The 25,738-nt window shown below is 36.5% G+C and carries 23 protein-coding genes; 16 read left to right on the top strand and 7 right to left on the bottom strand.

The window, feature by feature from the left end:
• Nucleotides 1-21: 21 nt before the first annotated feature.
• Genes M947_RS18030 through M947_RS18045 form a run of 4 tightly spaced genes read left to right on the top strand, consistent with a single transcriptional unit; the run spans nucleotide 22 to nucleotide 4,932 of the window.
• Nucleotides 22-1,242: an LL-diaminopimelate aminotransferase gene (locus tag M947_RS18030; RefSeq protein ID WP_021287502.1), complete on the top strand. Its 1,221-nt coding sequence runs from the start codon at nucleotides 22-24 to the stop codon at nucleotides 1,240-1,242.
• Between the two features lie 21 nt (nucleotides 1,243-1,263).
• Nucleotides 1,264-2,523 carry a homoserine dehydrogenase gene (locus tag M947_RS18035; protein ID WP_021287503.1) on the top strand — a complete coding sequence of 420 codons (1,260 nt, stop codon included), beginning with the start codon at nucleotides 1,264-1,266 and terminating at the stop codon, nucleotides 2,521-2,523.
• 13 nt (nucleotides 2,524-2,536) lie between these two features.
• Entirely contained in the window at nucleotides 2,537-4,606 is a 2,070-nt protein-coding gene (locus M947_RS18040) for a molybdopterin oxidoreductase family protein (RefSeq protein WP_021287504.1), read from the top strand.
• Nucleotides 4,603-4,932: a YraN family protein gene (locus M947_RS18045; protein WP_021287505.1), complete on the top strand. Its 330-nt coding sequence runs from the start codon at nucleotides 4,603-4,605 to the stop codon at nucleotides 4,930-4,932. Before M947_RS18040 ends, M947_RS18045 begins: the two co-directional genes overlap by 4 nt.
• Here the strand turns inward: M947_RS18045 and M947_RS18050 are convergent.
• Nucleotides 4,925-5,674 carry a DUF3108 domain-containing protein gene (locus tag M947_RS18050; RefSeq protein WP_021287506.1) on the bottom strand — a complete coding sequence of 250 codons (750 nt, stop codon included), beginning with the start codon at nucleotides 5,672-5,674 and terminating at the stop codon, nucleotides 4,925-4,927. The two genes, M947_RS18045 and M947_RS18050, sit on opposite strands and share 8 nt — an antisense overlap.
• 178 nt (nucleotides 5,675-5,852) lie before the next feature.
• On the opposite strand from M947_RS18050, the gene M947_RS18055 reads away from it, so the two are divergent.
• Together M947_RS18055 and M947_RS18060 are read left to right on the top strand one after the other, a co-directional pair.
• A complete protein-coding gene (locus M947_RS18055) occupies nucleotides 5,853-7,268 on the top strand; it encodes an aldehyde dehydrogenase family protein (protein ID WP_021287507.1) in 1,416 nt (471 codons plus the stop codon).
• Complete coding sequence (locus M947_RS18060) at nucleotides 7,268-7,708, top strand: 2-thiouracil desulfurase family protein (RefSeq protein WP_021287508.1); 441 nt, start codon at nucleotides 7,268-7,270, stop codon at nucleotides 7,706-7,708. Before M947_RS18055 ends, M947_RS18060 begins: the two co-directional genes overlap by 1 nt.
• Here M947_RS18060 and M947_RS18065 read toward each other — a convergent pair.
• On the bottom strand, nucleotides 7,700-8,479 hold the full coding sequence (locus M947_RS18065) for a flagellin (RefSeq protein WP_021287509.1): 780 nt from the start codon (nucleotides 8,477-8,479) through the stop codon (nucleotides 7,700-7,702). The genes M947_RS18060 and M947_RS18065 overlap by 9 nt on opposite strands.
• 156 nt (nucleotides 8,480-8,635) lie before the next feature.
• Between M947_RS18065 and alaS the strand changes: the two genes are divergently transcribed.
• From alaS to M947_RS18095, 6 genes are all read left to right on the top strand, one after another.
• Nucleotides 8,636-11,185: an alanine--tRNA ligase gene (alaS, locus tag M947_RS18070; RefSeq protein WP_021287510.1), complete on the top strand. Its 2,550-nt coding sequence runs from the start codon at nucleotides 8,636-8,638 to the stop codon at nucleotides 11,183-11,185.
• Nucleotides 11,182-11,727, top strand: a complete 546-nt coding sequence (gene maf / locus M947_RS18075; protein WP_031347975.1) for a septum formation inhibitor Maf — start codon at nucleotides 11,182-11,184, stop codon at nucleotides 11,725-11,727. Before alaS ends, maf begins: the two co-directional genes overlap by 4 nt.
• Nucleotides 11,728-11,905: 178 nt before the next feature.
• On the top strand, nucleotides 11,906-13,642 hold the full coding sequence (locus M947_RS18080; RefSeq protein WP_021287512.1) for a sensor domain-containing diguanylate cyclase: 1,737 nt from the start codon (nucleotides 11,906-11,908) through the stop codon (nucleotides 13,640-13,642).
• Nucleotides 13,639-14,742 (top strand): aminotransferase class I/II-fold pyridoxal phosphate-dependent enzyme, encoded by a 1,104-nt coding sequence (locus tag M947_RS18085; RefSeq protein ID WP_021287513.1) that lies wholly within the window; start codon nucleotides 13,639-13,641, stop codon nucleotides 14,740-14,742. Before M947_RS18080 ends, M947_RS18085 begins: the two co-directional genes overlap by 4 nt.
• A 49-nt stretch (nucleotides 14,743-14,791) precedes the next feature.
• A complete protein-coding gene (locus M947_RS18090) occupies nucleotides 14,792-15,481 on the top strand; it encodes an ABC transporter ATP-binding protein (RefSeq protein WP_021287514.1) in 690 nt (229 codons plus the stop codon).
• Nucleotides 15,478-17,478 (top strand): penicillin-binding protein 1A, encoded by a 2,001-nt coding sequence (locus M947_RS18095; protein WP_021287515.1) that lies wholly within the window; start codon nucleotides 15,478-15,480, stop codon nucleotides 17,476-17,478. Before M947_RS18090 ends, M947_RS18095 begins: the two co-directional genes overlap by 4 nt.
• Here M947_RS18095 and M947_RS18100 read toward each other — a convergent pair.
• Nucleotides 17,475-18,224, bottom strand: a complete 750-nt coding sequence (locus M947_RS18100; protein ID WP_021287516.1) for a hypothetical protein — start codon at nucleotides 18,222-18,224, stop codon at nucleotides 17,475-17,477. The two genes, M947_RS18095 and M947_RS18100, sit on opposite strands and share 4 nt — an antisense overlap.
• Nucleotides 18,225-18,376: 152 nt before the next feature.
• On the opposite strand from M947_RS18100, the gene M947_RS18105 reads away from it, so the two are divergent.
• A complete protein-coding gene (locus tag M947_RS18105; protein WP_031347977.1) occupies nucleotides 18,377-19,393 on the top strand; it encodes a hypothetical protein in 1,017 nt (338 codons plus the stop codon).
• Nucleotides 19,394-19,418: 25 nt separating this feature from the next.
• Here the strand turns inward: M947_RS18105 and M947_RS18110 are convergent, their stop codons facing one another.
• The 4 genes from M947_RS18110 to flgB all read right to left on the bottom strand — a co-directional run bounded on the left by M947_RS18110 (nucleotide 19,419) and on the right by flgB (nucleotide 22,566).
• Entirely contained in the window at nucleotides 19,419-21,173 is a 1,755-nt protein-coding gene (locus M947_RS18110) for a peptidoglycan D,D-transpeptidase FtsI family protein (RefSeq protein WP_021287518.1), read from the bottom strand.
• Between the two features lie 68 nt (nucleotides 21,174-21,241).
• On the bottom strand, nucleotides 21,242-21,550 hold the full coding sequence (gene fliE, locus M947_RS18115; RefSeq protein WP_021287519.1) for a flagellar hook-basal body complex protein FliE: 309 nt from the start codon (nucleotides 21,548-21,550) through the stop codon (nucleotides 21,242-21,244).
• 34 nt (nucleotides 21,551-21,584) lie between these two features.
• Nucleotides 21,585-22,076: a flagellar basal body rod protein FlgC gene (gene flgC / locus M947_RS18120; RefSeq protein ID WP_021287520.1), complete on the bottom strand. Its 492-nt coding sequence runs from the start codon at nucleotides 22,074-22,076 to the stop codon at nucleotides 21,585-21,587.
• Nucleotides 22,077-22,134: 58 nt separating this feature from the next.
• On the bottom strand, nucleotides 22,135-22,566 hold the full coding sequence (gene flgB / locus M947_RS18125) for a flagellar basal body rod protein FlgB (protein ID WP_021287521.1): 432 nt from the start codon (nucleotides 22,564-22,566) through the stop codon (nucleotides 22,135-22,137).
• 207 nt (nucleotides 22,567-22,773) lie between these two features.
• On the opposite strand from flgB, the gene M947_RS23700 reads away from it, so the two are divergent.
• The 3 genes from M947_RS23700 to M947_RS18135 all read left to right on the top strand — a co-directional run bounded on the left by M947_RS23700 (nucleotide 22,774) and on the right by M947_RS18135 (nucleotide 25,723).
• A complete protein-coding gene (locus M947_RS23700) occupies nucleotides 22,774-23,229 on the top strand; it encodes a type II secretion system protein (protein WP_021287522.1) in 456 nt (151 codons plus the stop codon).
• Between the two features lie 193 nt (nucleotides 23,230-23,422).
• Complete coding sequence (locus M947_RS18130; protein ID WP_021287523.1) at nucleotides 23,423-23,869, top strand: type II secretion system protein; 447 nt, start codon at nucleotides 23,423-23,425, stop codon at nucleotides 23,867-23,869.
• A gap of 6 nt (nucleotides 23,870-23,875) precedes the next feature.
• A complete protein-coding gene (locus M947_RS18135; RefSeq protein ID WP_021287524.1) occupies nucleotides 23,876-25,723 on the top strand; it encodes a primosomal protein N' in 1,848 nt (615 codons plus the stop codon).
• Nucleotides 25,724-25,738 lie beyond the last annotated feature (15 nt).

Genomic DNA, 25,738 nt, shown 5'->3' on the forward strand with positions numbered 1-25,738 from the left:
TAATTAGCTTAGGAATATTTGATGTTTGACGAAATAGAATTTGACAGGATGAAGAGACTACCGAAGTATGTATTTGCTGAGGTTAATGAGCTTAAGATGGCCCAAAGGCGAGCTGGTTCTGATGTTATCGACTTCTCTATGGGGAACCCTGATGGGGACACTCCAGAGCACATAAGAGAAAAGCTTGTAGAGTCAGCCAATAAGACTAAAACTCACGGTTATTCAACTTCAAAAGGTATTCCAAAACTACTTTTGGCAATATCTGACTGGTACAAAAGAAGATACGATTGTGACCTAGACCCAATGACAGAGTGTGTAGCTACTATGGGTTCAAAAGAGGGTTATGCACATCTAACTTATGCTATAACTAACCCTGGTGATGTAGCAGTAATCCCAGATCCAACTTACCCGATACATGAGTACTCTTTTATCTTAGCAGGTGGAAATGTAGTTAAGTTTGGTATAGAGTTTGATGAGGATTACAAGCTAGATGAGGATAAGTTTTTTAATGATCTAGATCGTGTCTTTAAAGAGAGCTCTCCAAAGCCAAAATATGTTTTAGTAAACTTCCCTCATAACCCTACAACTGCTACAGTGACTGAGGAGTTTTATGTACGTCTTGTAAAGATGGCAAAAGAGAGAAGGTTTTATGTTATCTCAGATATCGCTTATGGAGATATAACTTTTTGCGGGTACAAAACTCCATCTATTATGAGTGTCCCAGGTGCAAAAGATGTAGCAGTAGAGAGTTTTACACTCTCGAAATCATACAATATGGCTGGCTGGAGAGTTGGTTTTTTTGTAGGAAATAAAAAACTCATAGGAGCATTGCAAAAAATAAAATCGTGGCTTGATTATGGAATGTTTACACCTATACAAGTTGCAGCTACGGTAGCTCTTAATGGTGATCAGCAGTGTGTACAAGATATAACAGATAAGTATAACCATCGCCAAGATGTTTTACTTCGTGCGTTTGAGAGAGCTGGTTGGAAGATTCGTAAAAATCGTGCTAGTATGTTTGTTTGGGCTGAGATCCCTGAGTGTGCAAGACATTTGGGTAGTTTGGAATTTTCAAAAAGGCTCCTTAAAGAGGCTGCAGTTGCAGTAGCCCCTGGTATAGGTTTTGGTGCTTATGGCGAGAACTATGTTCGCATAGCACTTATTGAAAATGACAACAGAATCCGTCAAGCAGCAAGAAATATAAAAGAGTTTTTAAAACAGTTTCAAGAAGAGAAAAAGTAATAAATTAAAGGAAATATATCTATGGTAAAAGTAGGGATAATAGGCGTTGGAACAGTTGGAACAAGCGTAGCTCAAATCTTAAAAGATAATGCTGATGTTATTTCTGCAAGAGCAGGTGTTGAAATAGTTGTAAAGTGTGGGGTTGTAAAAGATCTAGGTAAAGATAGAGGTTTAGATATAAACTTAAGTGACAATATTAATGATGTCTTAGATGATGATGAGATTGATATCGTCGTTGAGCTTATGGGTGGGGTTGAAGAGGCTTTTGAAGTAGTTAAGCGCGCACTAAGTAGTGGCAAGGCGGTTGTTACAGCAAACAAAGCTCTTTTAGCTTATCATCGCTACGAGCTTCAAGATATGGCAAAAGATATCGCTTTTGAGTATGAAGCATCTGTAGCTGGTGGGATTCCTATCATAAATGCTTTGCGTGATGGCTTGTCTGCAAATCATATAGAGTCCATCATGGGCATAATGAATGGCACTTCAAACTATATGCTTACAGAGATGCGAGATGAGGGAGTCTCTTATGATGCAATCTTAAAAGAGGCACAAGATTTAGGTTATGCTGAGGCTGATCCTACTTTTGATATAGGTGGCTATGATGCTGCTCATAAGCTACTTATCTTAGCATCTATCGCTTATGGTATTGATGCTAAACCTGAAGATATACTAATCGAGGGAATCGAAAATATCTCTCAAGAAGATATAGCTTTTGCTAAAGAGTTTGGATATGTCATCAAGTTACTAGGCATCGCAAAAAAAGATGCAAATGAAGTAGAGCTTAGAGTTCACGCTTGTTTGATAAATGAAGAAGAGATGATAGCTAAGATAGATGGTGTTATGAACGCTATCTCTGTTGTTGGTGACAAAGTAGGCGAGACACTTTATTATGGTCCGGGAGCTGGTGGAGATGCAACTGCTAGTGCTGTTATTGCAAATATCATAGATATTGCAAGAAGTGGAAAATCTGCACCGATGTTAGGTTTTGATAAACCACTAGAGGGAAGGCTAACACTAAAAGCGACTGCTGATATAAACTCAAAATACTATCTTCGCATAAATGTCTCAGATCGAACAGGAGTTTTAGCAAAACTTGCTAAAATATTTGAAAAGCACAATATCTCAATAGAGACTATGCTCCAACGTCCATCACAAGCAAACTCTGCAAACCTACTAATATCTACTCATATAGCCTTAGAGAGAGATATACAAAACATGATAGAAGAGATACAAGAGTTAGACTTTGTAAATGCGGCTCCTGTAATGATTAGGATAGTTTAAAACTGGAAGATATATGGAAAATATAGAGACAATAGATAGCGTCTGCACCTATTGTGGTGTTGGCTGCGATATCGCTGCCAACGTAGATGTAAAAGCAAACAAGATAAAAAAAATCTTTGCTCATCCTGATGGAGTTGTCTCACAAGGAAAACTTTGCATTAAAGGAAAATATGGTTTTGACTTTGTGGATGCTGAGGATAGAGTAAGAGTCCCTTGCATAAAAAAATCCTTTCTTGAATTAAATCCAAATATTAAAAACACCATCCTCTCATCTCTAAACTCTCTTGATGATGTTTGGTATGAAACTGACTTAGATAGCGTTACTACAGCTATTGCAATGAAGTTAAAAGAGATTCAAAGTAAGCATGGACAAAAGAGTGTCTGCTCTATAGGCGGTGCTAGAACTTCATGTGAGAGTTCATACTTTTTTCAAAAATTTACCCGCAAAACGCTAAAATCCCCTCATGTTGATAACTGTGCTAGAGTTTGTCACTCTCCATCTCTAAAAGGGATGAGAACAACTATAGGCGAGGGTGCTGCTACAAATCCCTACAACGATATATATAACACGGAGTTTATGATAGTCATCGGCTCAAATACAACTGAGGCGCATCCCATCATCTCAAATCGCATCCTCGATGTAGCACGCGAGCATGATAATCTAACGGTTTTTGATGTAAGAGAGATAAAACTCCACAGATTTGCAAAGTATAAAGCAATTATGCCTCATGAAGCAAACTTGCTCGTACTAAATATGCTAGCCTTTGTTATTATAGATGAAGAGATCTACTGTGAGGAGTTTATAGCCCATAGAACTGAGGGATTTGATGAGTTTAAGCAGATGATTTTAAATGATCCTTTTGCAAATCCAAATTATTTTAAAAGTGTTGAGGGTTATGAGAATTTAGCAAAGCTGATACCAAAAGTGGCTCGCGAGTACGCTCTAAAGCGCTCTATGATATTTTGGGGACTTGGCATCACTGAGCATATAGATGGCTCTAATGCTGTTATGGCAATAACGCACTTAGCGCTTATGACTGGAAATATTGGAGGAAGTGGGGTTGGACTTATGCCACTTCGCGGACAAAACAATGTTCAAGGGGCCTGTGATATGGGGATGCTTCCATACTACGAGCCAGACTATCAAGATGCAAAAGAAGTGGGGCTTATGACTCCACAACTCGTAGATGCGATGCTCTGTGGAGAGATAAAGGCGCTACTAAATATGGGCGAAGATTTAACTCATATACATCCAAATATAAACAAGATAGATAGTGCTTTAGAGAGGTTAGAACTTATAGTAGTTCAAGAGCTTTTTATGACAGATATAGCACAAAAAGCTGACATTGTTATAGGTGTAAAATCAGCTTATGAAAAAACAGGTGTCTATATAAATGCTATGAGAAGACTACATCTCTCCCAACCTCTTGTAAAGAGCGACTTGCCAGATGATTGGGAAGTTTTGCAGTTACTAGATAATAAAATGGGCGGAAGTGCTAACTATAAGAGCTCAAAAGATGTTTGGGATGAAGTTCGTGAGGTCGCATATAGAAGATTTAGCGGAGCTGACTATACACGCTTAGAGAGACATAGAAAGAGGGGACTCCAGTGGCCAGTCCATACAGAAGATACTCCGATACTCCATCAGCTAGACTTTAGAACTGATAATGGGCTAGGGCGATTTTGCTACCATCAGTACAAGCTTCGTGGAATGGTGGAGGAGATAGTTGGTAAAAATCTTACGGGCTATCATCTTACAACAGGAAGAACACTAGCTCAATACAACAATGCTTCACAAACAAAAAGGAGTGAATCATTAAATAAGAGATATAGTGAGGATATTTTGCTAGTAAATGATGGAGATGCAGATGACTTTAAGAGCGAGAGAGTTATCTTAAAATCAAGGTATGGACAGACTTCGCCGCTAAGTGTAAAGTTTACAGATAAAGTCCAACCAAAAACACTCTTTACAACCTTCCATCACGCGGAGTCTAAAATCAACGCTCTTTTTGGAGATGAGTGTGATGAACTCATCCTTACCGCTGCATTTAAGAGTGTAAAAGTTGAGGTTGTAAATCTTTGAGCAGAGCCAAAGGTAATATAGCAGAAGATAGAGCTTGTGCATATCTTGATGAGAATGGTTTTATGATTATAGAGAGAAACTTCTACTCAAGATTTGGCGAGATAGATATCATAGCTACAAAAGAGAGCGTTTTACACTTCATCGAGGTAAAGAGCGGACTTGATTATGAGTTAGCCATACAAAACATAACTAGAAGTAAACTAAGAAAACTCATAAGAACAGGCAACACATTTTTGAAAAAGAATAAGCTCGACGTGAACTTTACCTATGATGCTATCGTAGTTACTCCACAAAGAGTGGAGCTGGTAGAAAATATAACTATTTAACCCTTCTAACTACTGCATTTCCAAAAAAGAGTATGCCATCAATCCTACTCTCATATAAGATATTTTCATCATCTAGAGTGAAGATAGCATCTTTAGAGCCACCGCTTAAGTAGTCCTTTTCAACTGTTACACTAAAGATAGACTTGTCACCCTCATGTTTTATATGTTTAACTACCACACCCTCTTGTGTGTCTTCGCTTCCAAGAGCAGTCATACGCTTTACCTCATTATCTTTCATAGCAAGGAGATTGTTACTTTTGTTAAAAAACATACTAATCATATCATCCTTGTAGATAGTGTCTAAAACCTCCTCCTTGGTTGTCTCGACATCCTTGTGCGTTACGTTGTATTTGACGCTAATAATGTCAAAAGTCGACTCCTCAACCCTCTCTTTTTTATACTCATTGATAAAAGTCTTACCGTTTTCATAGTCTATCGTGTATGTCTTTACTTTTTTAAAGTCTTGTGTAAACTCAGACTTTATGTACTTTTGAGGGATAAGTACGCCATCTTCTACTACCCCAATACTTTGTAAAACATACTGCTTATCATTGGTTAGTCTTCCAAGAATACCAGATCCACTAGCAGTAATCTTGATACTATACTCCTTACCATCATTGTCGTAAATAACCTTTGCACTAGCAACTTTGCCAAACAAAGACAACTCACCTATATAATCCATCTTCATGGTATTAGCATTTAAAGCCAAAGAGATAATCACTAATATTATTAACTGTTTCATATATGCCTCCCTTTATATTAGGGTAGCGAGAAATTATGTAGAAAAAGTGTAAATAGCTTAAGATGCCTACTTTAGCTACTTTAAACGATTCTCTTATTTTGATTTGGTATCCAATTTTATGATTGTTCACAACATCCATTTAAAATGGTATAATCACTCTATAAAGATGGAGATTTTTATGGATGCAAATATATTTTTTGGCTCAACACAGGGCTTAAGTAAAAATTTTACCCAAAGAAAAAGTCCTTATAGTGGAGGTGTAGTATCACGTGCTTGTAAATGCACTAAAGAGGATGCTCAAAAGGCTCTAAAAATTGCACAAGATGCAGCAAAAGAGGCTAAAAAAACAACCCTAGCACAAAGATGCAATTGGATTTTAGATGTTGCAAACAAGCTAGAGGCTTCAAAAGAGGATATGGCAAAAACCATAACTGATGAAGTTTCAAAGCCAATATTTTTTTCCCGTATTGAAGTAGATAGATGCGTTGAGACTCTAAGGCTGAGTGCTGAGACTATGAGAACTATGCATGGAGAGACTATAAATACAGATGCTATGAGTAGTGGCAAAAAAACTATCTCTTACTTTACACGCATACCAGTTGGTGTTGTAGTTGCCATCACTCCTTTTAACTTCCCACTAAATTTAGCCGCACATAAATTGGCTCCTGCTCTTGTTGCAGGAAATGCAGTAGTACTAAAACCAACTCCAGAAGCACCACTTACAGCTTTCAAGTTTGCAAAGCTCTTTATAGAGAGTGAGTACGCCATTAAGGATGCGTTAAGTGTGGTTTATGGAGATGCTGAGGTTGGAGGCGCACTAGTAAGTAGTGATATACCTCGTGTGATAAGCTTTACTGGCTCAGTTCCTGTTGGAGAGATTATCACAAAAAGTGCTGGGATTAAAAAAATCTCACTTGAACTCGGCGGAAATGCAGCTACATATATAGATGCAAGTGCTGACTTAGACTTAGCAGCACAGCGTTGTGCTTATGGCGCTTTTGTAAACTCTGGACAAGTCTGCATCTCACTTCAAAGAATCTATGTAGATGCTAAGATTTACGATGAGTTTGCATCTAAGATGGCAAGAGAGACGAGCAAACTAAAAGTAGGCTCACCCTATGAAGATGATACTTTTTTAGGTCCACTCATAGATGATGACTCGGCTAAAAGAGCATATGAGTGGGTGCAAAGCGCCATAAAAGAGGGAGCTAAACCTCTGCTTGAAGTAAAGTGCGAGGGAAGAGTTTTCTATCCTTGTGTTATGGCTGATGTAAGAGATGATATGGCTATAGTTTGTGAGGAAGTCTTTGCACCTATTGTCTCGCTTGTTAAAGTTGAGAGTTTTGAGGATGCCTTGCCTCGCATGAACAACTCGCCTTATGGCTTACAATTTTCAGTCTTTACAAATAGTTTAGACATAACAAAAAGAGCAATAGACGAACTTGACGCTGGTGGGGTTGTGATAAATGACATTCCTACTTTAAGATTTGACATTCAGCCATATGGCGGTGTCAAACTTAGCGGAGTAGGACGTGAAGGTCCTAGATTTGCCATCGAAGAGATGAGTGAGATTAAGAGTGTGATTATCTGCTAATGTGTAAAAAAGTAATCATTTCAGCTTGTTTACTTGGGCATCTTTGCCGTTATGATGGAAAGACTAAAAAAACTACAGAAATAGTTGAAGCCTTTAAAGATTTTGAGATTATCCCTTTTTGTCCTGAAGCACCTATCTTTGGAACACCAAGAGAGAGGATAAGTGTTATAAATATTGATGGGAAAAACAGAATAATTACTGATGAGACAAACAAAGATGTTACAAAACTCTTAGAAGATGAGATATACTCATTTATAAAAAAATATCCAAATACAGATCTGATAGTTTTAAAGGCAAGAAGTCCTAGTTGTGGATTTAAAACTACGCCAATTTTAAATGAAAATAGAGAAAAACTTTACGACGGAGATGGAATTGCCGCAGAAATATTTATAAAAAAGTATCCCGACATTGAGATAAAGAGTGAACTAAATCTATTTTAAAAGATTTAAAACATTTGCTTGTACAATATTTTTTTGTGTCAATGCAAATATACCAGCTTGGTCTAAGATACTATTTTTATTAAAGTCTGCACTCTCTTTTGCAAAATCCAAATCTCTGATTTGTGACTCTGCTGAAGCAACATTGATTTGAGATACAGAGATATTTCTTACATTGGATTCTAGGGCATTTTGTCCAGCACCTAAGTTTGTCATAATATCCCCAGCAGATTCTAAAGCAGAGTCTATACTTTTCAAACTATCTTCTATACTAGCTGAGTTTGAGACATCTACTGATGGCAAGATTGAGCCAGCATTTCCGAAATCAACATTGATGTTTTCACCACCATTTGCTCCAGTATGAAAAGAAAACTCATTATCACCTCTTAGCAAGTTAATACCATTGTAAGAAGTAGTATTTATGATGTTGTTTGCTGAGGAGAGAAGTCCATCTATCTCATTTTGTATAATGGCCCTGTTGCTGTTGTTCATAATACCGCTTGAAGCTTTTAGCGTAAGTCCTCTTACATCATTTAAGATATTACTATACTCTTGCATCGCTCCATCAGCTACTTGAATCATACCTATGGCATTGTTTGAATTTTGTATCGCTTGACCTAATCCACGAACTTGAGCAGACATCCCATCTGCGATACTCATACCAGATGCATCATCAGCCGCACTGTTAATCTTTGATCCAGACGACAACTTAGTCATGTTTGAATTTAAGTTTATGCTATTATTATTTAAATGCGTTGTACTTGAGACATTCATAATCAATCCTTTTATCGTGGTTAATTGTAACTATTATACATTACTTATGCTTATTAAGTATAAAAAAATAAAACTACTTTTACTAAGGGAGACAATTAAACTTCAACAATGATATTTTTAGATATAATCGCGCAATTTTATAAAAGAGAATAACAGATGGACATTAGAGAAGAGTACTTAAGATTTTTTGAATCAAAAAACCATGAGAGAGTTGCATCCGCACCTTTAGTCCCAGAAGATGCCACGCTTCTTTTTAACAACGCTGGTATGGTTCCATTCAAATCAATCTTCACAGGCGAAATCCCACGACCTACAAATCCTCGTGTTACTTCATGTCAAACCTGTTTAAGAGCTGGCGGAAAGCATAATGACTTAGAAAATGTAGGGCACACGAGCCGCCATCATACATTTTTTGAGATGTTGGGAAACTTTAGCTTTGGAGACTACTTTAAAAAAGAAGCTATTGCCTACTCATGGGAGTTTATAACTGAGGTTTTAAAACTTCCTGTTGAGAAACTTTGGGTTACAGTTCATGATAGCGATGATGAGGCTGAACTTCTTTGGCAAAAATATGTAGCAAAGGATAGAGTTCTCCGCTTAGGTGATGAAGATAACTTTTGGCAAATGGGAGATACTGGACCTTGTGGGCCTTGTAGTGAGATATTTTATGACCAAGGTGCTGAGAATTTTAACTCTAAAGAGGATTATCTAGGTGGTGATGGCGATAGGTTTTTAGAGATTTGGAACCTTGTTTTTATGCAATATGAAAGAAGTGCTGATGGCAAAATGACTCCACTTCCAAAACCATCCATCGATACTGGTATGGGTTTAGAGAGAGTTACTGCTGTTTGTGAGGGAGTTGAGAGTAACTATGAATCATCTCTTTTTATGCCAATCATCAAAGAGGTTGAAAAGCTTATAGGCAAAGAGTATGTCTATAAAAGTGGAGCATCTTATAGAGTTATAGCTGACCATATAAGAACGGCTCTGTTTTTATTAGCACAAGGCATAAACTTCTCAAATGAGGGTCGTGGATATGTGCTTCGCCGAATTTTACGAAGAGCTGTAAGACATGGCTATCTTTTGGGTTTTAGAGAAGCTTTTATGTATAAACTTGTTGATGTTGTAGTTGGCATTATGGGCGGGGAATATGAGTACTTAAGCCAAAGAGCAGCAGCTGTAAAAGAGCAAATAGAGCTTGAAGAAGAGAGATTTTTCAAGACTATAGAGTCTGGCATAGCTCTTTTTGAAGAAGAACTAAGAAGCACTAAAGATACTTTTAGTGGAGATGTGGCTTTTAAACTCTACGACACTTTTGGTTTTCCACTTGACTTGACAGAGGATATGCTAAAAGGCAAAAACATTAAACTTGACTTTGTTAGATTTGAAGAGCTTATGCAGGAGCAAAGATCTCGCGCAAAAGCGGCGTGGAGGGGAAGTGGAGATATTGCAACTCAGGGAGACTTTAAAGAGCTTTTAGAAGAGTTTGGTGCAAATAAATTTGTAGGTTATGAGCAGATGAGCCATAACTCAAAAGTTTTAGCTCTGCTTGATGCGGACTTTAAAAGAGTTAACTCTTTGGATAAAGATGAGAGTGGCTGGGTTATGCTAGATACTACTCCATTTTACGCTGAAAGTGGCGGACAGTGTGGAGATATAGGAGAACTTGAGGGTTTTGCTAGTGTTAAGGATACAAGAGGCTTTTTTGGACTTAACCTCTCAGAGATAAAAGTTATCTCTAAGATAGAAGTAGGGCAAATGGTAGATGCAAAGGTTGATAACTCAAGAAATGAGATCATCAAACATCACTCGGCAACTCATCTCTTACATGCGGTACTTTTTGATGTCCTAGGTGAGCATATCTCACAGGCCGGTTCACTAGTAGAAGCCACAAGATTAAGATTTGACTTCTCGCATCCAAAAGCTTTAAGTAGTGATGAGTTAAGAGAGATAGAACTTCGTGTAAACAATGAAATATTAAGAGGCATAGAGGCTAAAACAGAACTTTTAAACATAGAAGATGCTAAGAAAAGCGGTGCAAAAGCACAGTTTGGCGAAAAGTATGGCGATGAAGTTAGAGTTGTTAGTTTTGGGGATGCTTCTATAGAGTTTTGTGGTGGTGTTCATGTTAAAAATAGTGCAAATATAGGCTCATTTATCATCACAAAAGAGAGTGGTGTAAGTGCAGGAGTGAGACGGATTGAAGCACAATGCGGTGAAGCTGCTTATAGATACTTTTGCCAGCAAAGAGAGTTGCTAAAGCAAGTTGAAGCTGAGGTTAAAAATCTTGACGTATTGGCTGGTATCTCAAGACTAAAGTCAAATATAAACGAGTTAAAAACGGAACTTAAAACTGCACAAGAGAGTTCTAGCGTTGAGATAAAAGCAGACACTATTAATGGTGTAAGCGTAGTGGTTGAAGAGTTAATGTCTGGCGATATAAAAGAGAAAATCGATGAACTTAAAGTGCAAAACGATAGACTTTGTGCAATGCTTTTTCAGGTAAAAGGTGACAAGGTTCTGATCGCAGCTGGTGTAAAAGATGCTAATGCAAAAGCAGGCGAGTGGATAAAAAAAATAGCTCCAATACTTGGCGGTGGCGGTGGTGGAAGACCTGACTTTGCGCAAGCTGGAGGAAAAGATAAAACAAAACTTCCCGAGGCAAAGCAAGAAGCATTAAAATATATAAAAGAGATACTAAGCTGATACGTTTAGCATCCAACTCCTCTACTCGTGCTAAACTTTTGCATGAGGCTGGCATAGAGTTTATCCAAGAGACATACGATTTTAATGAAGATTTTATAGTTGCAAAAACTCCTAAGGAGTTTGTTTATCTTGCTACTTTGGGAAAGTATGAGACAAACCTAAGAGCCTTTGGTTATGATGAACTTTCTCTCTTAGTCGCCGATACTGTAGTAACAGCAAATGGTAAAATCTTACGAAAAGCTAAAGATGAGGCTGAGGCAAGAGAAATTTTACTATCTCAAAGCGGCAATCTTACCTCTATTATCACCTGCATGATATACCAAAGCAAATATAAAAAAATCATAGATATTTCACAAACAACTTACAGTTTTAGAGAATTTGATAGAGATGATTTAGAAAAGTATCTAAAAAGTGGTGAGTGGATGGGTAAAGCAGGGGCTTGTATGGTTGAGGGATTTTGCAAAGCTTATATAGAAGAAGTAAGAGGCTTTGAGAGTACCGCTATGGGCTTAAATATAGAGGTGTTAAAAGCATTTTTATAAGATAAATAATTAAAAAAGTGATTAAATATCTATTTTTAGAAGTTTTAATAAGATATAGTGATAAAATGGAAGAATAGGAAATAGAAAAGGAGAGGGGAGAGCTGTTTTGAGACAATATAGGTTATATATACTTATATCAGCATTAGTGTTAATTGTCTTATGTGCATCATGGTTGTATATGGATTTTTTAAATTTTAAAAAAGACTCTTTGACTATGTCTAAGCATCAAGCAGAATCTTCGTTTATGCGTGAGCAAGTAGGTAGTCTCATTTTGCTTAAACAAAAAGCTACAGTTGCCATGGCTCTAAGTCTTGCCAATGATAAAAACCTAGCTCTAAAAGTAAAAAACAAAAAAATCGAACAAGACTACTACAAACAACTCATAGAAAAGCTCACACGAGAAACACTCTATAAAAACATCTGGATACAGCTCTTTGATAAAGATATAAACACACTTTATAGAAGTTGGTCGCATAAGCGTGGTGACAATCTCTCAAATATAAGAGCAGACTTGATAAGAGCGGTAGAGGATAAAAAAGTTATCTACTCTATAAGTGCGGCAAAGTTTAATCTCTCCTTAAAAGCCATAGTTCCACTCTTTATAAAAGATGAATTTGTTGGTATTATTGAAGTGATTTCTCACTTTAACTCCATCTCTAAAGAGCTCAAAAAGTCAGATATAGACTCAGTTGTAGTTCTGGGTAAAGAGTATAAAGAGCAACTAGAAGAGCCATTTACTAAAATCTTTATGGGTGATTATTATGTTGCAAACTTTGATGCTCCAAAAGAGCTTATGAAGAGGATGCAAAGAGATGGAGTTGAGAGTTATTTTATCAAAGGCTGTAAAATAGTTGATGATAGGATAGTAACCTCTTACGAACTAAAGGATCCTGATGGCACTTTGTTTGGTCACTATGTGATGTTTAAAAAGATAAATAGCCTCTCAAATTTAGATTTGGATTACTTTATGTTTAAGTGGCTTACTTTTGGTTTGGTTTTTGTAATGAGTGTAGCTATAATTGTAAGCATGATGCTTTTTTTCGCAAACAGAAGGCAGAAGGAGTATTTTCATAATATTATAGACTCATCAACTAACATAGTAATGGTAAATGATACCAAAAACATTATAGACGTCAATAAGATATTTTTTAAATACTTTAGCAGATACAAAACATTACAAGAGTTCAAAAAAAATCATAGAAGCATAAGTGATTTTTTTGTTGCAGAAGATGGATATCTACAAGAAGATATAGGTGGAGTAAACTGGATTAAGTATGTAGTTAAAAACCCAAAAGAGACTCATAAAATTAAACTTGATATATTTGGCAAAGTATATTGCTTTAGCGTTGGAGCAGCTAAACTTTTAAGTACAAGCGAGCACTACTCTGTAATTTTAAGTGATATTACTGAACAAGAGATATACAAAAAAGAGCTAGAGCTTTTAAGCATTACTGATGAGTTAACTAATACTGGAAATCGTAGATATTTTGAGAGAAAACTAAAAGAAGAGATAAGCCGTGCTAGTAGATATAATTATCCGTTTTCTCTTGTAATGTTTGATATAGACCACTTTAAAGTAGTAAATGATAAGTATGGTCACGCTATAGGCGATGAGGTTTTAAAGGAGTACTCAAAACTTGTTAATTCTAACTTGCGTGAAGCAGATGTGTTGTGTAGAGTTGGCGGGGAAGAGTTTATGATTATACTTCCATATACCTCAAAAGATGCGGCTAAAGAGATAGCACAAAAATTAAGAGTAGCTATAGAGTCACATAAAAAAGTCATCTCTATTACAATGAGCTTTGGAGTAGTTGAGTTTGAAGAGGGTGATGATTTTGAGTCCATCTATAAGAGAGTTGATGATGCTCTTTATAGTGCAAAGCGAAATGGTAGAAATATGGTTGTAGTTCAGTGAGTTTATACTACGAAAATGAGATAAAAGCTCTGAAGAAGAGTTCAAGATATAGGCAAAGAGAGCTAGTAGATAACTCTCTTGCAGATTTTGCGTCTAACGACTATTTAGGGCTCTCTTGCAACAAAGTCTTGCATGAAAAAACCTGTAAAGAGATTTCAAAACTTCCACAAAACAGCTCAAAAGCCTCACTTTTGGTAAATGGTTATCATAAGATCCACAAAAATTTTGAAGATATATTAAAAGAGCTAAATGGCTTTGAAGATGCGGTAGTTTTAGGGAGTGGTTTTAGCGCAAATATTGCACTTATAGATGCTCTTGTGAGAAAAGGCGATGAACTTTTTATGGACGAACTCTATCACGCTTCTGGGGTCTTGGCATCTCAGATAGGCAACAAAAGAGTGAAATTTTTTAAGCATAATGATATAGAAGAGTTAGAAGAGATGCTACTTGCATCTAATGCTAAGAGGAAAATAGTAGCAGTTGAGGGCATCTACTCTATGGATGGCGATTTGGTAAAAAAAGAGATTTTTACAATTTGCGATAAACATGATGCTATTGTTATTGTTGATGAGGCTCATAGTAGTGGAGTAGTTGGCGAAAATCTTATGGGTGTTTATGATTTGTATGATATTAAAATCAGACCAAACCACATAAAGATGGGAACTTTGGGTAAAGCATATGGAAGTTTTGGTGCTTATATTTTATCTTCAATACACATTATAGACTATCTTATAAATCGTGCAAGACCAATCATCTATGCCACTTCACTCTCTCTCTACGACACACTTTTAGCCCACAACGCTCTAAGATATATAAGAGATAACAAAGAGAGTTTAAAAGAGAAAATAGAGCTTAACAAAAGCATAATAGAGCAAGATTTAGGCATAAAAACAGAGAGCTTGATAGTTCCAATAACTATAGGTGATAATGCAGAGGTTATAAAGATAAAAGAGGAGCTAAAAAGGAGCGGATATGCAGTAGGTGCCATCAGACAACCAACTGTAAAGAGTGCTATTATAAGGCTAATAGCGAGACTTGGCGGTAGTGAAGGTGAGCTAAGAGAGTTATGCAGACTAATAGCCTTAAAGAGAGAGGTTTAGTCTTTTGAGAGTAAGTGAAGTGTTACTAGAAATTAGATAGAATAGCACAATGAAAATATCCAAGTTGCAGATTAGCCTCAAAGAGAAAATTTTAGTAGATATAAACTTTAGCATCTCATCATCTTTAGCACTTGTTGGACAGAGTGGTAGCGGAAAGAGTTTGACACTTAAAGCACTTCTGGGGATGCTCCCATCTTCAATGGAATCCATCATAGAGTCAGATGCTGCATTTGAACTAAAAGGTGGCAGAGATATCTCTTTTGTTCCTCAAAATCCTTTTACAGCCCTCTCTCCACTGACAAAGATAAAAAAACAGTTTTTTGTGGATGATGGCAGGATAAAAGAGCTTTTTTCTCAGGTTGATTTAGATGAGAGTTTGCTTGAGAGATTTGCACCTGAACTCTCTGGTGGGCAGCTTCAAAGAGTAGTAATCGCTATGGCATTAGAGAGAGAGCCAAAGCTTATACTCTTAGATGAACCAACGACGGCACTCGACCCAAAAACCAGAGTTTTGATACTTGACTTGCTAAGGGATTTGCAAAAGGAGCATGGATTTAAGATGCTCTTTGTAACACACGATATGAACTCGGCTAAAGTGATTTGTGATGAGATCTGCGTTATAAAAGATGGAAGAGTCGTAGAGAGTAGTGATATGAAGACTCTTTTAGCCTCGCCACAACAAAAGTACACAAAAACACTCATAGATGCAAACTTTGCAAATAGGGATTTTAGAAGATGAGAATTGCTAAAAATATTTTTTTGAGTATCTTGCTTGTGGGGTTATTATCTCCATTTATAGTTTTAGGATATTTTTTAACCTCACATAGTTATGACATAACTGAGCTAGTTGAGTACAAACCAAATGTTACTACTAGAATCTATGATAAAAATGGCGAAAAAATAGCAAATATTTTTGATAAAAAACATAGATACTATGCAACTTTTGCAGAGATCCCACCGCGAGTCATAGAAGCACTAGTAGCTATAGAAGATACTACTTTTTTTGAACATCCTGGTATAAATATAGATGCCATTTTTCGAGCAGCCATTAAGGTTATAAAGGCTGGGAAAGCGGTGGAGGGTGCAAGTACCATCACCCAACAACTTGTAAAAAATGTGCTTTTAACAAGAGAGAAAAAACTCTCACGAAAGATAAAAGAGGCGATATTCGCACTCAAAGTAGAGAGAGTTTTAACTAAAGAAGAGATACTTGAGAGATACTTAAATGAGATCTATTATGGGCATGGATATTATGGTATAAAAACAGCAGCTGATGGATACTTCAACAAGAAACTAAGTGACTTGACACTAAAAGAGATGGCGATTTTGGTAGGGCTTCCAAAAGCGCCTAGTATTTATGCACCTACAAAAAATTATGAGATATCTATGGGCAGAGCAAATCGTGTCATATCTAGGATGCACACTCTAGGTTGGATAGATGAAGAGACTTATAAAGCTGCAATGGATGAAAATCCAAAAGTTTATGATGATACTCTAACTCAAAATAGAGCACCTTTTATAGTTGATGAAGTTGCTAGAAGACTTCCTGACCTTGGTATTTATGATATGAAAAGCGGTGGTTATGAGATATACACAACCATAGACTTAAGACTTCAAGATGCTGCAAAAGAGGCACTAAAGAGCGCTTACGATAAGTCTTTAGAGAGAATAGAAGGATATAAAGAGAGGGAGGCTAAGATCCTTGAGACTAATCCATCATACGAAGCATCTGAAGATGTAAACACCTCTTTACTTAATGGTGCTATAGTCTCTCTTGATTCTGCAAGTGGTGATATAGTTGCTCTTGTTGGAAGTGTTGACTATAAGACTTCATCCTATAACCGTGCTACTCAAGGAAAGAGACTTCCTGGTTCTGCTTTTAAACCTTTTATATATCAAGTAGCCATAGACCTTGGTTACTCAGGGGCTACTGAACTTGTAGACATATCAAGAACATATAAGTATGAAAAAGATGGGCAAGAGCTAACTTGGAGTCCAAGAAATTATGGAAAAAATTATAAAGGGCTTGTCTCTTTAAGAGATGCACTTGTTCACTCAAATAATCTCGCGACTATAAATCTTGTAAATGATATAGGGCTAACTCAGCTTTTAGACGAGTTAGACAAATTTGGCATTGAGAATCTTCCAAGGAACCTATCTATCTCATTAGGAACAATCTCCCTCTCACCACTTGAACTTGCAAAATATTTATCATCTTTTGCAAACAGTGGTATGCAAATGGAGCCTCATCTTATAAATTTTATAGAGCAAAAATCAAACACCATATATGAAAAAAAGCAAAAAAGTAAGTTCATAACAGAACCCACGCAAGCCTTTATCATGACTACTATTTTAAGAGATGTAGTGCAGAGGGGAACTGGTAGAAGAGCAAAAGTAAAAGGTATAGAGCTCGCTGGAAAAACAGGGACTACTAACAATAATGTAGATGGTTGGTTTGCAGGTTATTCGCCAACCATAGAGACTGTTGTATGGTTTGGAAATGATGATAACTCTGCTATGCATAGATGGGAGACAGGTGGAAAAATTGCAGGACCTGCATTTGCCCAGTTTTACAGAAGTGTGCTAGAGCTATATCCACAAATCCAAAGAGAGTTTATAACTCCAGAGGGGATTGTAGAGGTTAATATTGGTGGTAAAAAAGAGTATTTTAGTGATATCTCTAGACCACCACGAGCAAATAACGAAGCAGATGCTAATGAAGAACTTATCTTCTAATCAGCCTTTTTATCTTTTGGCTTTTTGAGTGATTTGATGTTTATCTTTTTTCCTACTTTTTTAGGAGCATCGTAGCTCTCTTTTGGACTTCCATCATGGCGGTGATTTCTCTCTCCGCTCTTACCTGAGAAGATAGCTTTTCCCTTTTCATCTTTACCTAAAAACTTGTTTGGTGCTTTTTTCTTTTTTTCCCACTCTTTAGCTTTACCATCATCTCTTTTTGGTTTTTTAAACTCTTTTTTTGGCTCATTTTGGTCTCTCGTACTCTCATCGTATCTTTTTTTAGCCACATCTTTTATATCTTGTTTTGACATCTGTTTTTGTTTTGGTTTTGTCTCTTTTTTTTCATACTCAAAACCTTCTACTATCTCTTGTTTTATAACACGACCCAAAAGAGTCTCTATTGGGTAGAGTAGTTTTTGCTCACTCTCATTTAAAAGAAGAAGTGCTTTTGAAGTTGTGTGAGAGAGTCTTTGGATATAGAGAATTGCCTTTTGAGGTAAATCTAGGCTTATAAGCAAGTCGCACTTTAGAGACTCATCTTTAAGAAGCTCATCATCACTTAGAACCTCTACACTAGTTATATCTACTAAAGACTCTTTTATGCTAGATATATCTTGCGAGCTTACGATTATGATTTTACTATCTATATTTTGAGAGATGATTTGGTTTAGAAGCAACAGTTTTTTATCATTGGGACAGGGATAAACACGGTGATTGGTGGGCTTGATACTACTTGATGGCATAAGAATTCCTAAAGGGCAATTTAATTGTGAGATTATATCTCATATGTGCATAAATAACAGCATAAATGCTAGAGATAGATGATCTTACTCATTTATGTTTTTACTTAATATAGTCGATATATATATAGGTATCATAAACTAAAGGATGAGTTGTGAAAATATTAAATTCAGATGTATCCCTTTCAAGCGAACATAAGAAGAGTCACGAAATATACGAGAGCAAAAGGCTTGAGATGTGGGATAAAAAAGAAGATGCTCCAGAGAGATTTAAGACACAAGATAGATTGGAGCTAACGGGGGATTTTAAAAACTTAACACCAAAAGAGCTAAGTATCAGGGAAGAACCAGACGAGATTCAACTTCCTCCAAAACTTATGACAATAGTGCGAGCTTTAGAGATTTTAACAGGGAGAGAGATTGATCTCTCTTTTGCAAAGAGTATAAAGCCACAAGAACCCTCATCAAACAAAGATGGTGTACAAGAAGGTGAGAGAGAGCTTTTAGGATGGGGCATAGATTATCAATACCAAAAAACAGAGATAAAAAAAGAGCAACTAGCCTTTAGTGTATCTGGGAGCGTAAAGAGTGCTGATGGAAAGAGTATAGACTTCTCACTTGCTTTTAACATTAAGAGTGAGATAAGTCTGCATGAGTCTCTAAGCTTTAAAGCAGGAGATGCAGTTATCGACCCACTTGTTATAAACTTTGGTACAGATGTGGTAAGTATTAGCGATATTAAACATAATTTTGATTTAGACCTTGATGGCAAAAGCGATGAGTTTTCTTTTGTGGGTTCTGGGAGTGGATTTTTAGCATTAGATAAAAATAGTGATGGCATTATAAATGATGGTAGTGAGCTTTTTGGTCCTAAGAGCGGAAATGGTTTTAATGAGCTAAGAGCATATGACAGTGATAGAAATGGTTGGATAGATGAAAGTGATGAAGCCTTCTCTAAACTCCTTATCTGGAGTAAAGATGAAAATGGAGTTGAGTCACTTTACTCGTTAAAAGAAAAAAATATTGGAGCCTTATATCTTGGCAGTGTTAAAACAGATTTCGAATTCATAGGAGCAGATGCAAAGACAACAGCTCACTTAAGAGAGAGTTCCATCTACCTAAGAGAAGATGGGGGGATTGGTATACTTCAAGAGTTAGATTTGGTGGTGTGATGATGGTAAAGATTTTATGAAAAAGTTAAAGAACTGGAGTTAGATAAGCCTCTTCGACCATTATATCTATGATGTCTTTAAAGACCAAAACAGCGGTTTGTGAGGCAAACTGGCTACTTTTTGGTTCTATGACTATAACGCCCATAGTGTATTTTTTTTCTCTATCATTTACAAATCCTAAAAAAGCGGTGTTGTATCTGTTAACATACTTGCCAGCCTCAACTATGTGGGCAGTTCCTGTTTTTCCACCAACAGTAAGTCCATCACTCTTTGTTTTCTTACCAGTTCCTTCATTTACGGTTTTTATAAGGATTTTTTTGACTCTATCGGCGGTTGAGCTTTTTATAACTTGAATCTGCTCTTCATTTGGAATCTCTTTTATCTGACCTCTTGCATCTACAAAACTATCTACTATTTTTGGAGTTACAATCCTTCCGTTGTTGTTAAAAGCACTATATGCACGGATGAGTTGCATCAAGTTTGCATTCATTCCATAACCATAAGAGCAGGTTGCTTTATAAATCTCGTTGTTTAGACGAGTCGCACTTGGTATAGAGCCTTGTCTTTCATAGACTAAATCAGGCGTAGATTTTTTAGAAAATCCAAAATCAAGAAGCCCATCATAAAACTCGCCGCCACTTAGTTTTTGTGCAAGTTGAGCTATACCGATGTTTGATGAGTGAACTATAACATTCTCAGCACTAAGCCAGTCAAAGTCATGTTCATCAGTTATAACTTTTCTGCCCATTTTGAAGCGACCATTGTGACCATTTACTAGGTCATAAGGATTTACTAAGCCCTTATCAAGAAGTAGGGCAAAAGTTATGGGTTTTATAACACTTCCAGGCTCAAAACTATACTCAGTCATAGCGCTATTTAGAGATGGATAATCACTTCTTTTTATATTTTTAGGTAAGTACCTATTTGAACTCGCTAGTGTGATAACTTTTGCGCTCTTTGTATCCATCACCGCACAGATAATCTCTTTTGCTTCAAGCTCTTTTTTCATGCTATCTAGCATCCTCTCAACTCTGATTTGAAGTCCTACAGGGATATTTAGCTTAATGTTAAGTCCATTGATATGTGGTTTTGAAAAGCTCTCTTTGTTTAAAATGATGTAGCCATTTACATCTCTTTTTCCTTGTCTTAGCTCATCTTGTCTTGGTGCAAGAGCTCTTTCAAATCTCTTCTCAAGACCTTTTACCCCTTTTATGTAAGTATATCCTTGCTCTTCTTGTTTGTGTGGATAGCCTATGATGGGAGTTAAAAGATCTCCATATGGATACTCTCTACTCTCCCCACTCTCGATGATATTTAGCCCATGAAGTGTTGTATATCCAGTTTTTGGGTTTTTTCTCTCAACAAAAACATCATATCTTCTAAGCTCATAAGAGAGTCTTTTTAGATACTGAGCCATTTTTTCTGTGATGTTGTAGCTTAAAACCACTGAACCTTTTGCCTTTTTTAATTTTTTCTCAATCTCTTTAGAGTCTATACCTGAGTAGATACTAAAGAGTTGTATAAAAAGGTTCATCTTTTGCGGGTCGATATAAAGAGTGTTTACTACGGCTTTGTAGAGTTTTTGGGTAGTTGCTATGTGAAAACCATCAGCACTGATGATGGAACCTCTTTGTGCTTTTGAGGTCTCTTTTGTATATAGAGATGGAAGGTGACGAGATTTTAAAACAGTAAGTAGCATCACGCTTAAAAAGATTAAAAAAGCCATGGCAATAAGTGTATAAAGAAGAAAGATTTTTTTACTTTTTGTTTTATAGTTCATAAATTACACTTGAGTTTATTTTTAAGAGATTATAGCATTTTAGAGTAGAGAGTGGACGATTGGAGTGATTATAGTTGCGTTCTACCTAACTCTTTGTAAGCGTTTAGAGCTTTGTTTCTAATCTCAAGCATAAGTTTCATACTAGTTTCAGCTTTTCCAATAGCAAGGGCCGCCTGATGTAGGTCTTTTACCTGACCTGTTGCCATCTCACTTAGAGCTACTTCACCTTTTTCTTGATACTCGTTTACTTCATTTAGAGCAGATTTTAAGTGAGATGCAAAGGCTTCACCATCAGCACCACCTACTTTACTTTTTTGTTTTAAAAGCTCAGCAGTAGATGTTCCTGATAGTCCTTCTATTTTGCCAAATTCACTCATTTTACATCCTTAATCACGCTATTCATCCAAAAGCCTACTGTAAAAGGGATATCGCAGAGTTTGCTATATCTTTTGAACTCTCAAATGCAGCTACATTTGCTTGGTAGCTTCTAGTCGCTTCTACTAAATCGGCCATTTCGATAACAGGATTAATATTTGGGTACGCAACATAACCACTTGCATCTGCATCTGGATGTGCTGGGTCAAATTTCATCTTTGGATCTCTGTCATCTCTTGAGATTTTGTCAACTACTACGCTCATTATAGCAGGATTTACTTTTTTGCCAAAATGCCCCTCATCTAAGGGGTCTTCATACTTTGCACTATTTGTTGACTCGCCTAAGGCTTTGTTAAACTGCTCATTAAAGTCTATAGCTTTAAAGACAACTTCCTTTCTTCTGTAAGGTCCACCCTCTTCGGTTCTTGTTGTTTGTGCATTTGCTATGTTTTGCGAGATAGTATTTACTCGGACTCTTTGAGCACTTAGTCCATAACCGCTTATATCAAAACTATTTAAAAATGACATATATTCTCCTTTTTCTCAACTAACTTGAACAAGTCCAAGTTAGTTTTCAGTCACTAAATTAACTTGTTTTACTTGATGCTTCTAGGACACTCTTAAAGATGCTAGAGCTCTTTTTTCTAGCCATTACAAGAGCGTTAAACATGACTGAGTTTTTACTCATCTCAGTAGTCTCAACGTCCAAATCAACACTATTTCCATCGTTTCTAGCCATGTGACCATCTCTATAAAATGTTGTAGCACGACTAGAATCTTTCTCATGCTGGAGTGGAATGTGTGAGCTGTCAGTTTGGGCTAACTCTAGTTTGTCTTTAGCATCGTTAAAAATTTCTGCCTTTTTTGCCATCAGTGTCTCTTGAAAACTTATGTCTCTTGGTCTGTAAAAAGGAGTATCCGCATTTGCAATGTTTGAAGCTATCATATCTTGTCTAATGGCTCTGTAGTCAAGTGCTTTATCTACAATGTCGTGTGCGCGAGATACTTCGATACTCATTTTTACTCCTTAGCTCTTTAGGGCTTTTAAATATAGTCTAGACTAAGCAAAAAGAGTTCCAAAAAAAGTCCCTTTAATGTGAATGCTAAATAACATAAAAATACACAGATTGTCACTGTTATTTTTAAGTACTATTTAATACAAATTATAACATAATGTCCATCACGGTTACTAGAGTAGCCCATTTTTTACACTAAGGAGTTCTTTATGAAAAGAGCTGGTTTTACAATGATAGAGTTGATTTTTGTTATAGTTATCTTAGGTATTTTAGCTGCAGTTGCACTTCCTAAGTTTATAGGTGTCTCAGAGCAAGCAAAAGTAGGAAAACTGCAAGGATATGTGGGTACATTAAATAGAACAGTTCTGCCGCCATACTGGAGTGATTCTATATTGAATGGAAATAATGGTTCTATTGATAGTACTGATTATGAAGATAAAATTAAAAATGACTTAGCAGCACCAGATAATATTGTAATGACATTTACTAATATGAATGGACAAGCAGAAGATTTTGATAGTAATGCAACAGCAGGTACTGCAATAGGTAGTAAAACATATAATGGTGTTACATATTCCATTTTTTGTAATGATGGAAATTCAACTTCAGCAGCAAGATGTGATATATGGAATGGATCAAAATGGATGTTAAACGAAAACATTTGATTGTTGTCTCATTTAATCACTTCCGAGATGAAATGTATATATAGAAAAAGACTTCCCTCGTTCCATCTCTCCCGAGGTGGAATGCATATGTATATGATACTCATCTAACTCCAAGCCTCCACAAAACCAAATTTTAAACTAAAAAATGGTAATATTATCTGTTAACAATTAATATTTTTTAAAGGATGTGTTTATGCAAAGATCAAAAAATGCGTTTACTGTGATAGAGTTAATCTTTGTTATAGTAGTCTTAGGGATTTTAGCAGCTGTTGCACTTCCTAAGTTTGCAAGCACAAAAGAACAGGCTGATATTGCATCTGGTCGTGCAGATATTGCAACTATCCGCTCTGCTATTGTAAATGAGAGACAGACTCAACTTGTAAAAGGCGAAAACAGTTGGATACCAACCCTAAGCGAAAATGATACAACACTTTTTACAGGTGATGGAGATAGAACACTTTTGATGTACGGCATAAAAGCTGGAACTAACTCTGGGGATTGGGCAGTAGTAGCTGACTCAGGTAGAAAAAGATATACTTACAAAGTTGGCGATACTACTACAACTTTTGACTATAATTCCACTAGTGGGATTTTTAGTTGTGAAACAAATACAGGTAACTGTAACGCTTTAGTTGATTAGAAAATCTTGCACTACTATAATATCTCACTACTTGGCTCTCCTCTTGAGCCATTTACATACCACTCATCTCAAACCATAAGCACAGGCACTAAAGTAAGTGTAAATGTAAGAAATAGAACTACTAATGGCGTAGTTATAGAAAAGGTGAAAAAACCAGAATTTAAAACAAATGAGGTTTTGAGTGTAAGTGAGTTTTTCTATTCAAAAAAACAGTTAGACCTTGCTCGGTTTATCTCTACTTACTATGTCTGCTCTTTAGGTGAGGCTTTGGGGATTATGATACCATTTAGTTGCAACTCTCCAGAGTTAAAGCAAAATGGTGTTTTTAGCTCCACCTCTACAATAAAACTCTCGCAAAAACAAGAAGAAGCTCTAGAGTTTTTAAAAGAGCATCAAACTTCACTCCTCTTTGGAGATACAGGAAGTGGAAAAACTGAGATATATATGAAGTATTTTCAAAAGATGATAGCACAGAAGAAGCGTTCCATATTTTTGATGCCAGAGATCTCACTAACCCCTCAAATGAACAAAAGACTCCAAGCTCACTTTGGCGAAGAAGTAGTTATGTGGCACTCCAAACTTACACCACTTCAAAAGAAAAAAGCACTTGCAAAAATTTATGATGGAAGTGCTAAAATAGTTGCAGGTCCTCGCTCAGCTCTCTTTTTGCCCATAAAAGATTTAGGTCTTATTGTTGTAGATGAAGAGCATGATGATAGTTACAAGTCATCTTCAAGACCTCGCTATCATGCAAGAGACTTGAGCATCTATATGGGAAAACTATATGAGGCTGGTGTGGTTTTAGGAAGTGCTACTCCATCTCTAGGCTCTTATGTGAAATTTCCTCACACAAGACTCAGAGGTACTCACTTTAGTGCAAAAAAAGAGTTTATATATGAAAAATCAAAAGAGGAGTTATCGCCCCTAATCTTTGAACATATTAAAAAGACACTAGAAGCAAAAGAGCAGGTTATAGTTTTTCTGCCGACTAGAGCAAACTTTAAGTATTTGGTATGTGAGAGTTGTGGGGCTAGTGTGGAGTGTGCATATTGTAGTGTTGGGATGAGTATACATGAAAAATCAAACGCTCTAAGGTGTCACTATTGTAACTATGCGCAAGCCATCCCAAAAGTTTGTCAAAAGTGCGGAAGTGGCTCTCTGGTGAGCTCAAGACTAGGAACTGCAGAGGCACTAAAAGTGATACAAGAGAAGTTTAGTAACGCTGAGGTTGAGCTTTTTGATAGAGATGCAATAACAAGTGCTAAAAAACTAAGAGATGCATTAGAGAGGTTTAACACACAAGAGACTAGTATCCTTGTTGGAACTCAGATGCTAAGTAAAGGACATGACTATCACGGAGTTACACTAGCTGTGGTTTTAGGGCTTGACAATATGTTAAATATGAGTGATTATAGAGCCAGACAAAATGCTCTTGCCTCACTTATACAAGTTTCAGGACGAAGTGGACGAGCTAAAGATGCTTTAGTTTTAGTTCAAACATTTAATGAAGAGTTTTTTAGTAAGTTTATAGATGATTATGATGCATTTTTACAAGAGGAGATAGGCTTTAGAGAAGGGCTCTATCCGCCATATAAAAAACTTTGTCGCATCTTGTTCTCACATAAAAACTCAACTAGAGCACAAGATGAGATGCATAAAATGTTAGAGCCTCTCTCAAGGATAAGAGATATAGAGGTGGTAGGTTTTGGAGAGTGTGCTACTAAGAGAGTGGCGGATAAGTATAGGTTTGAGATACTTCTTCGTTCGGATAAAAGCACAAACATCATAAGAGCTATAAAGTCGTGCAGAGTAGCTTTAGCTGAGGTTGATATGGATCCCATAGAGTTTTCTTAAGCTACTTTGGCATCT

Source organism: Sulfurimonas hongkongensis (assembly GCF_000445475.1).
Classification (GTDB): Bacteria; Campylobacterota; Campylobacteria; order Campylobacterales; family Sulfurimonadaceae; genus Sulfurimonas; species Sulfurimonas hongkongensis.

Coding starts and splice junctions, on each gene's coding strand:
- M947_RS18030 (WP_021287502.1), top strand. CDS start 22: ATGTTTGACGAAATAGAATTTGACAGGATGAAGAGACTACCGAAGTAT.
- M947_RS18035 (WP_021287503.1), top strand. CDS start 1,264: ATGGTAAAAGTAGGGATAATAGGCGTTGGAACAGTTGGAACAAGCGTA.
- M947_RS18040 (WP_021287504.1), top strand. CDS start 2,537: ATGGAAAATATAGAGACAATAGATAGCGTCTGCACCTATTGTGGTGTT.
- M947_RS18050 (WP_021287506.1), bottom strand. CDS start 5,674: ATGAAACAGTTAATAATATTAGTGATTATCTCTTTGGCTTTAAATGCT.
- M947_RS18055 (WP_021287507.1), top strand. CDS start 5,853: ATGGATGCAAATATATTTTTTGGCTCAACACAGGGCTTAAGTAAAAAT.
- M947_RS18060 (WP_021287508.1), top strand. CDS start 7,268: ATGTGTAAAAAAGTAATCATTTCAGCTTGTTTACTTGGGCATCTTTGC.
- M947_RS18065 (WP_021287509.1), bottom strand. CDS start 8,479: ATGAATGTCTCAAGTACAACGCATTTAAATAATAATAGCATAAACTTA.
- alaS (WP_021287510.1), top strand. CDS start 8,636: ATGGACATTAGAGAAGAGTACTTAAGATTTTTTGAATCAAAAAACCAT.
- M947_RS18080 (WP_021287512.1), top strand. CDS start 11,906: ATGGATTTTTTAAATTTTAAAAAAGACTCTTTGACTATGTCTAAGCAT.
- M947_RS18090 (WP_021287514.1), top strand. CDS start 14,792: ATGAAAATATCCAAGTTGCAGATTAGCCTCAAAGAGAAAATTTTAGTA.
- M947_RS18095 (WP_021287515.1), top strand. CDS start 15,478: ATGAGAATTGCTAAAAATATTTTTTTGAGTATCTTGCTTGTGGGGTTA.
- M947_RS18100 (WP_021287516.1), bottom strand. CDS start 18,224: ATGCCATCAAGTAGTATCAAGCCCACCAATCACCGTGTTTATCCCTGT.
- M947_RS18110 (WP_021287518.1), bottom strand. CDS start 21,173: ATGAACTATAAAACAAAAAGTAAAAAAATCTTTCTTCTTTATACACTT.
- fliE (WP_021287519.1), bottom strand. CDS start 21,550: ATGAGTGAATTTGGCAAAATAGAAGGACTATCAGGAACATCTACTGCT.
- flgC (WP_021287520.1), bottom strand. CDS start 22,076: ATGTCATTTTTAAATAGTTTTGATATAAGCGGTTATGGACTAAGTGCT.
- flgB (WP_021287521.1), bottom strand. CDS start 22,566: ATGAGTATCGAAGTATCTCGCGCACACGACATTGTAGATAAAGCACTT.
- M947_RS23700 (WP_021287522.1), top strand. CDS start 22,774: ATGAAAAGAGCTGGTTTTACAATGATAGAGTTGATTTTTGTTATAGTT.
- M947_RS18130 (WP_021287523.1), top strand. CDS start 23,423: ATGCAAAGATCAAAAAATGCGTTTACTGTGATAGAGTTAATCTTTGTT.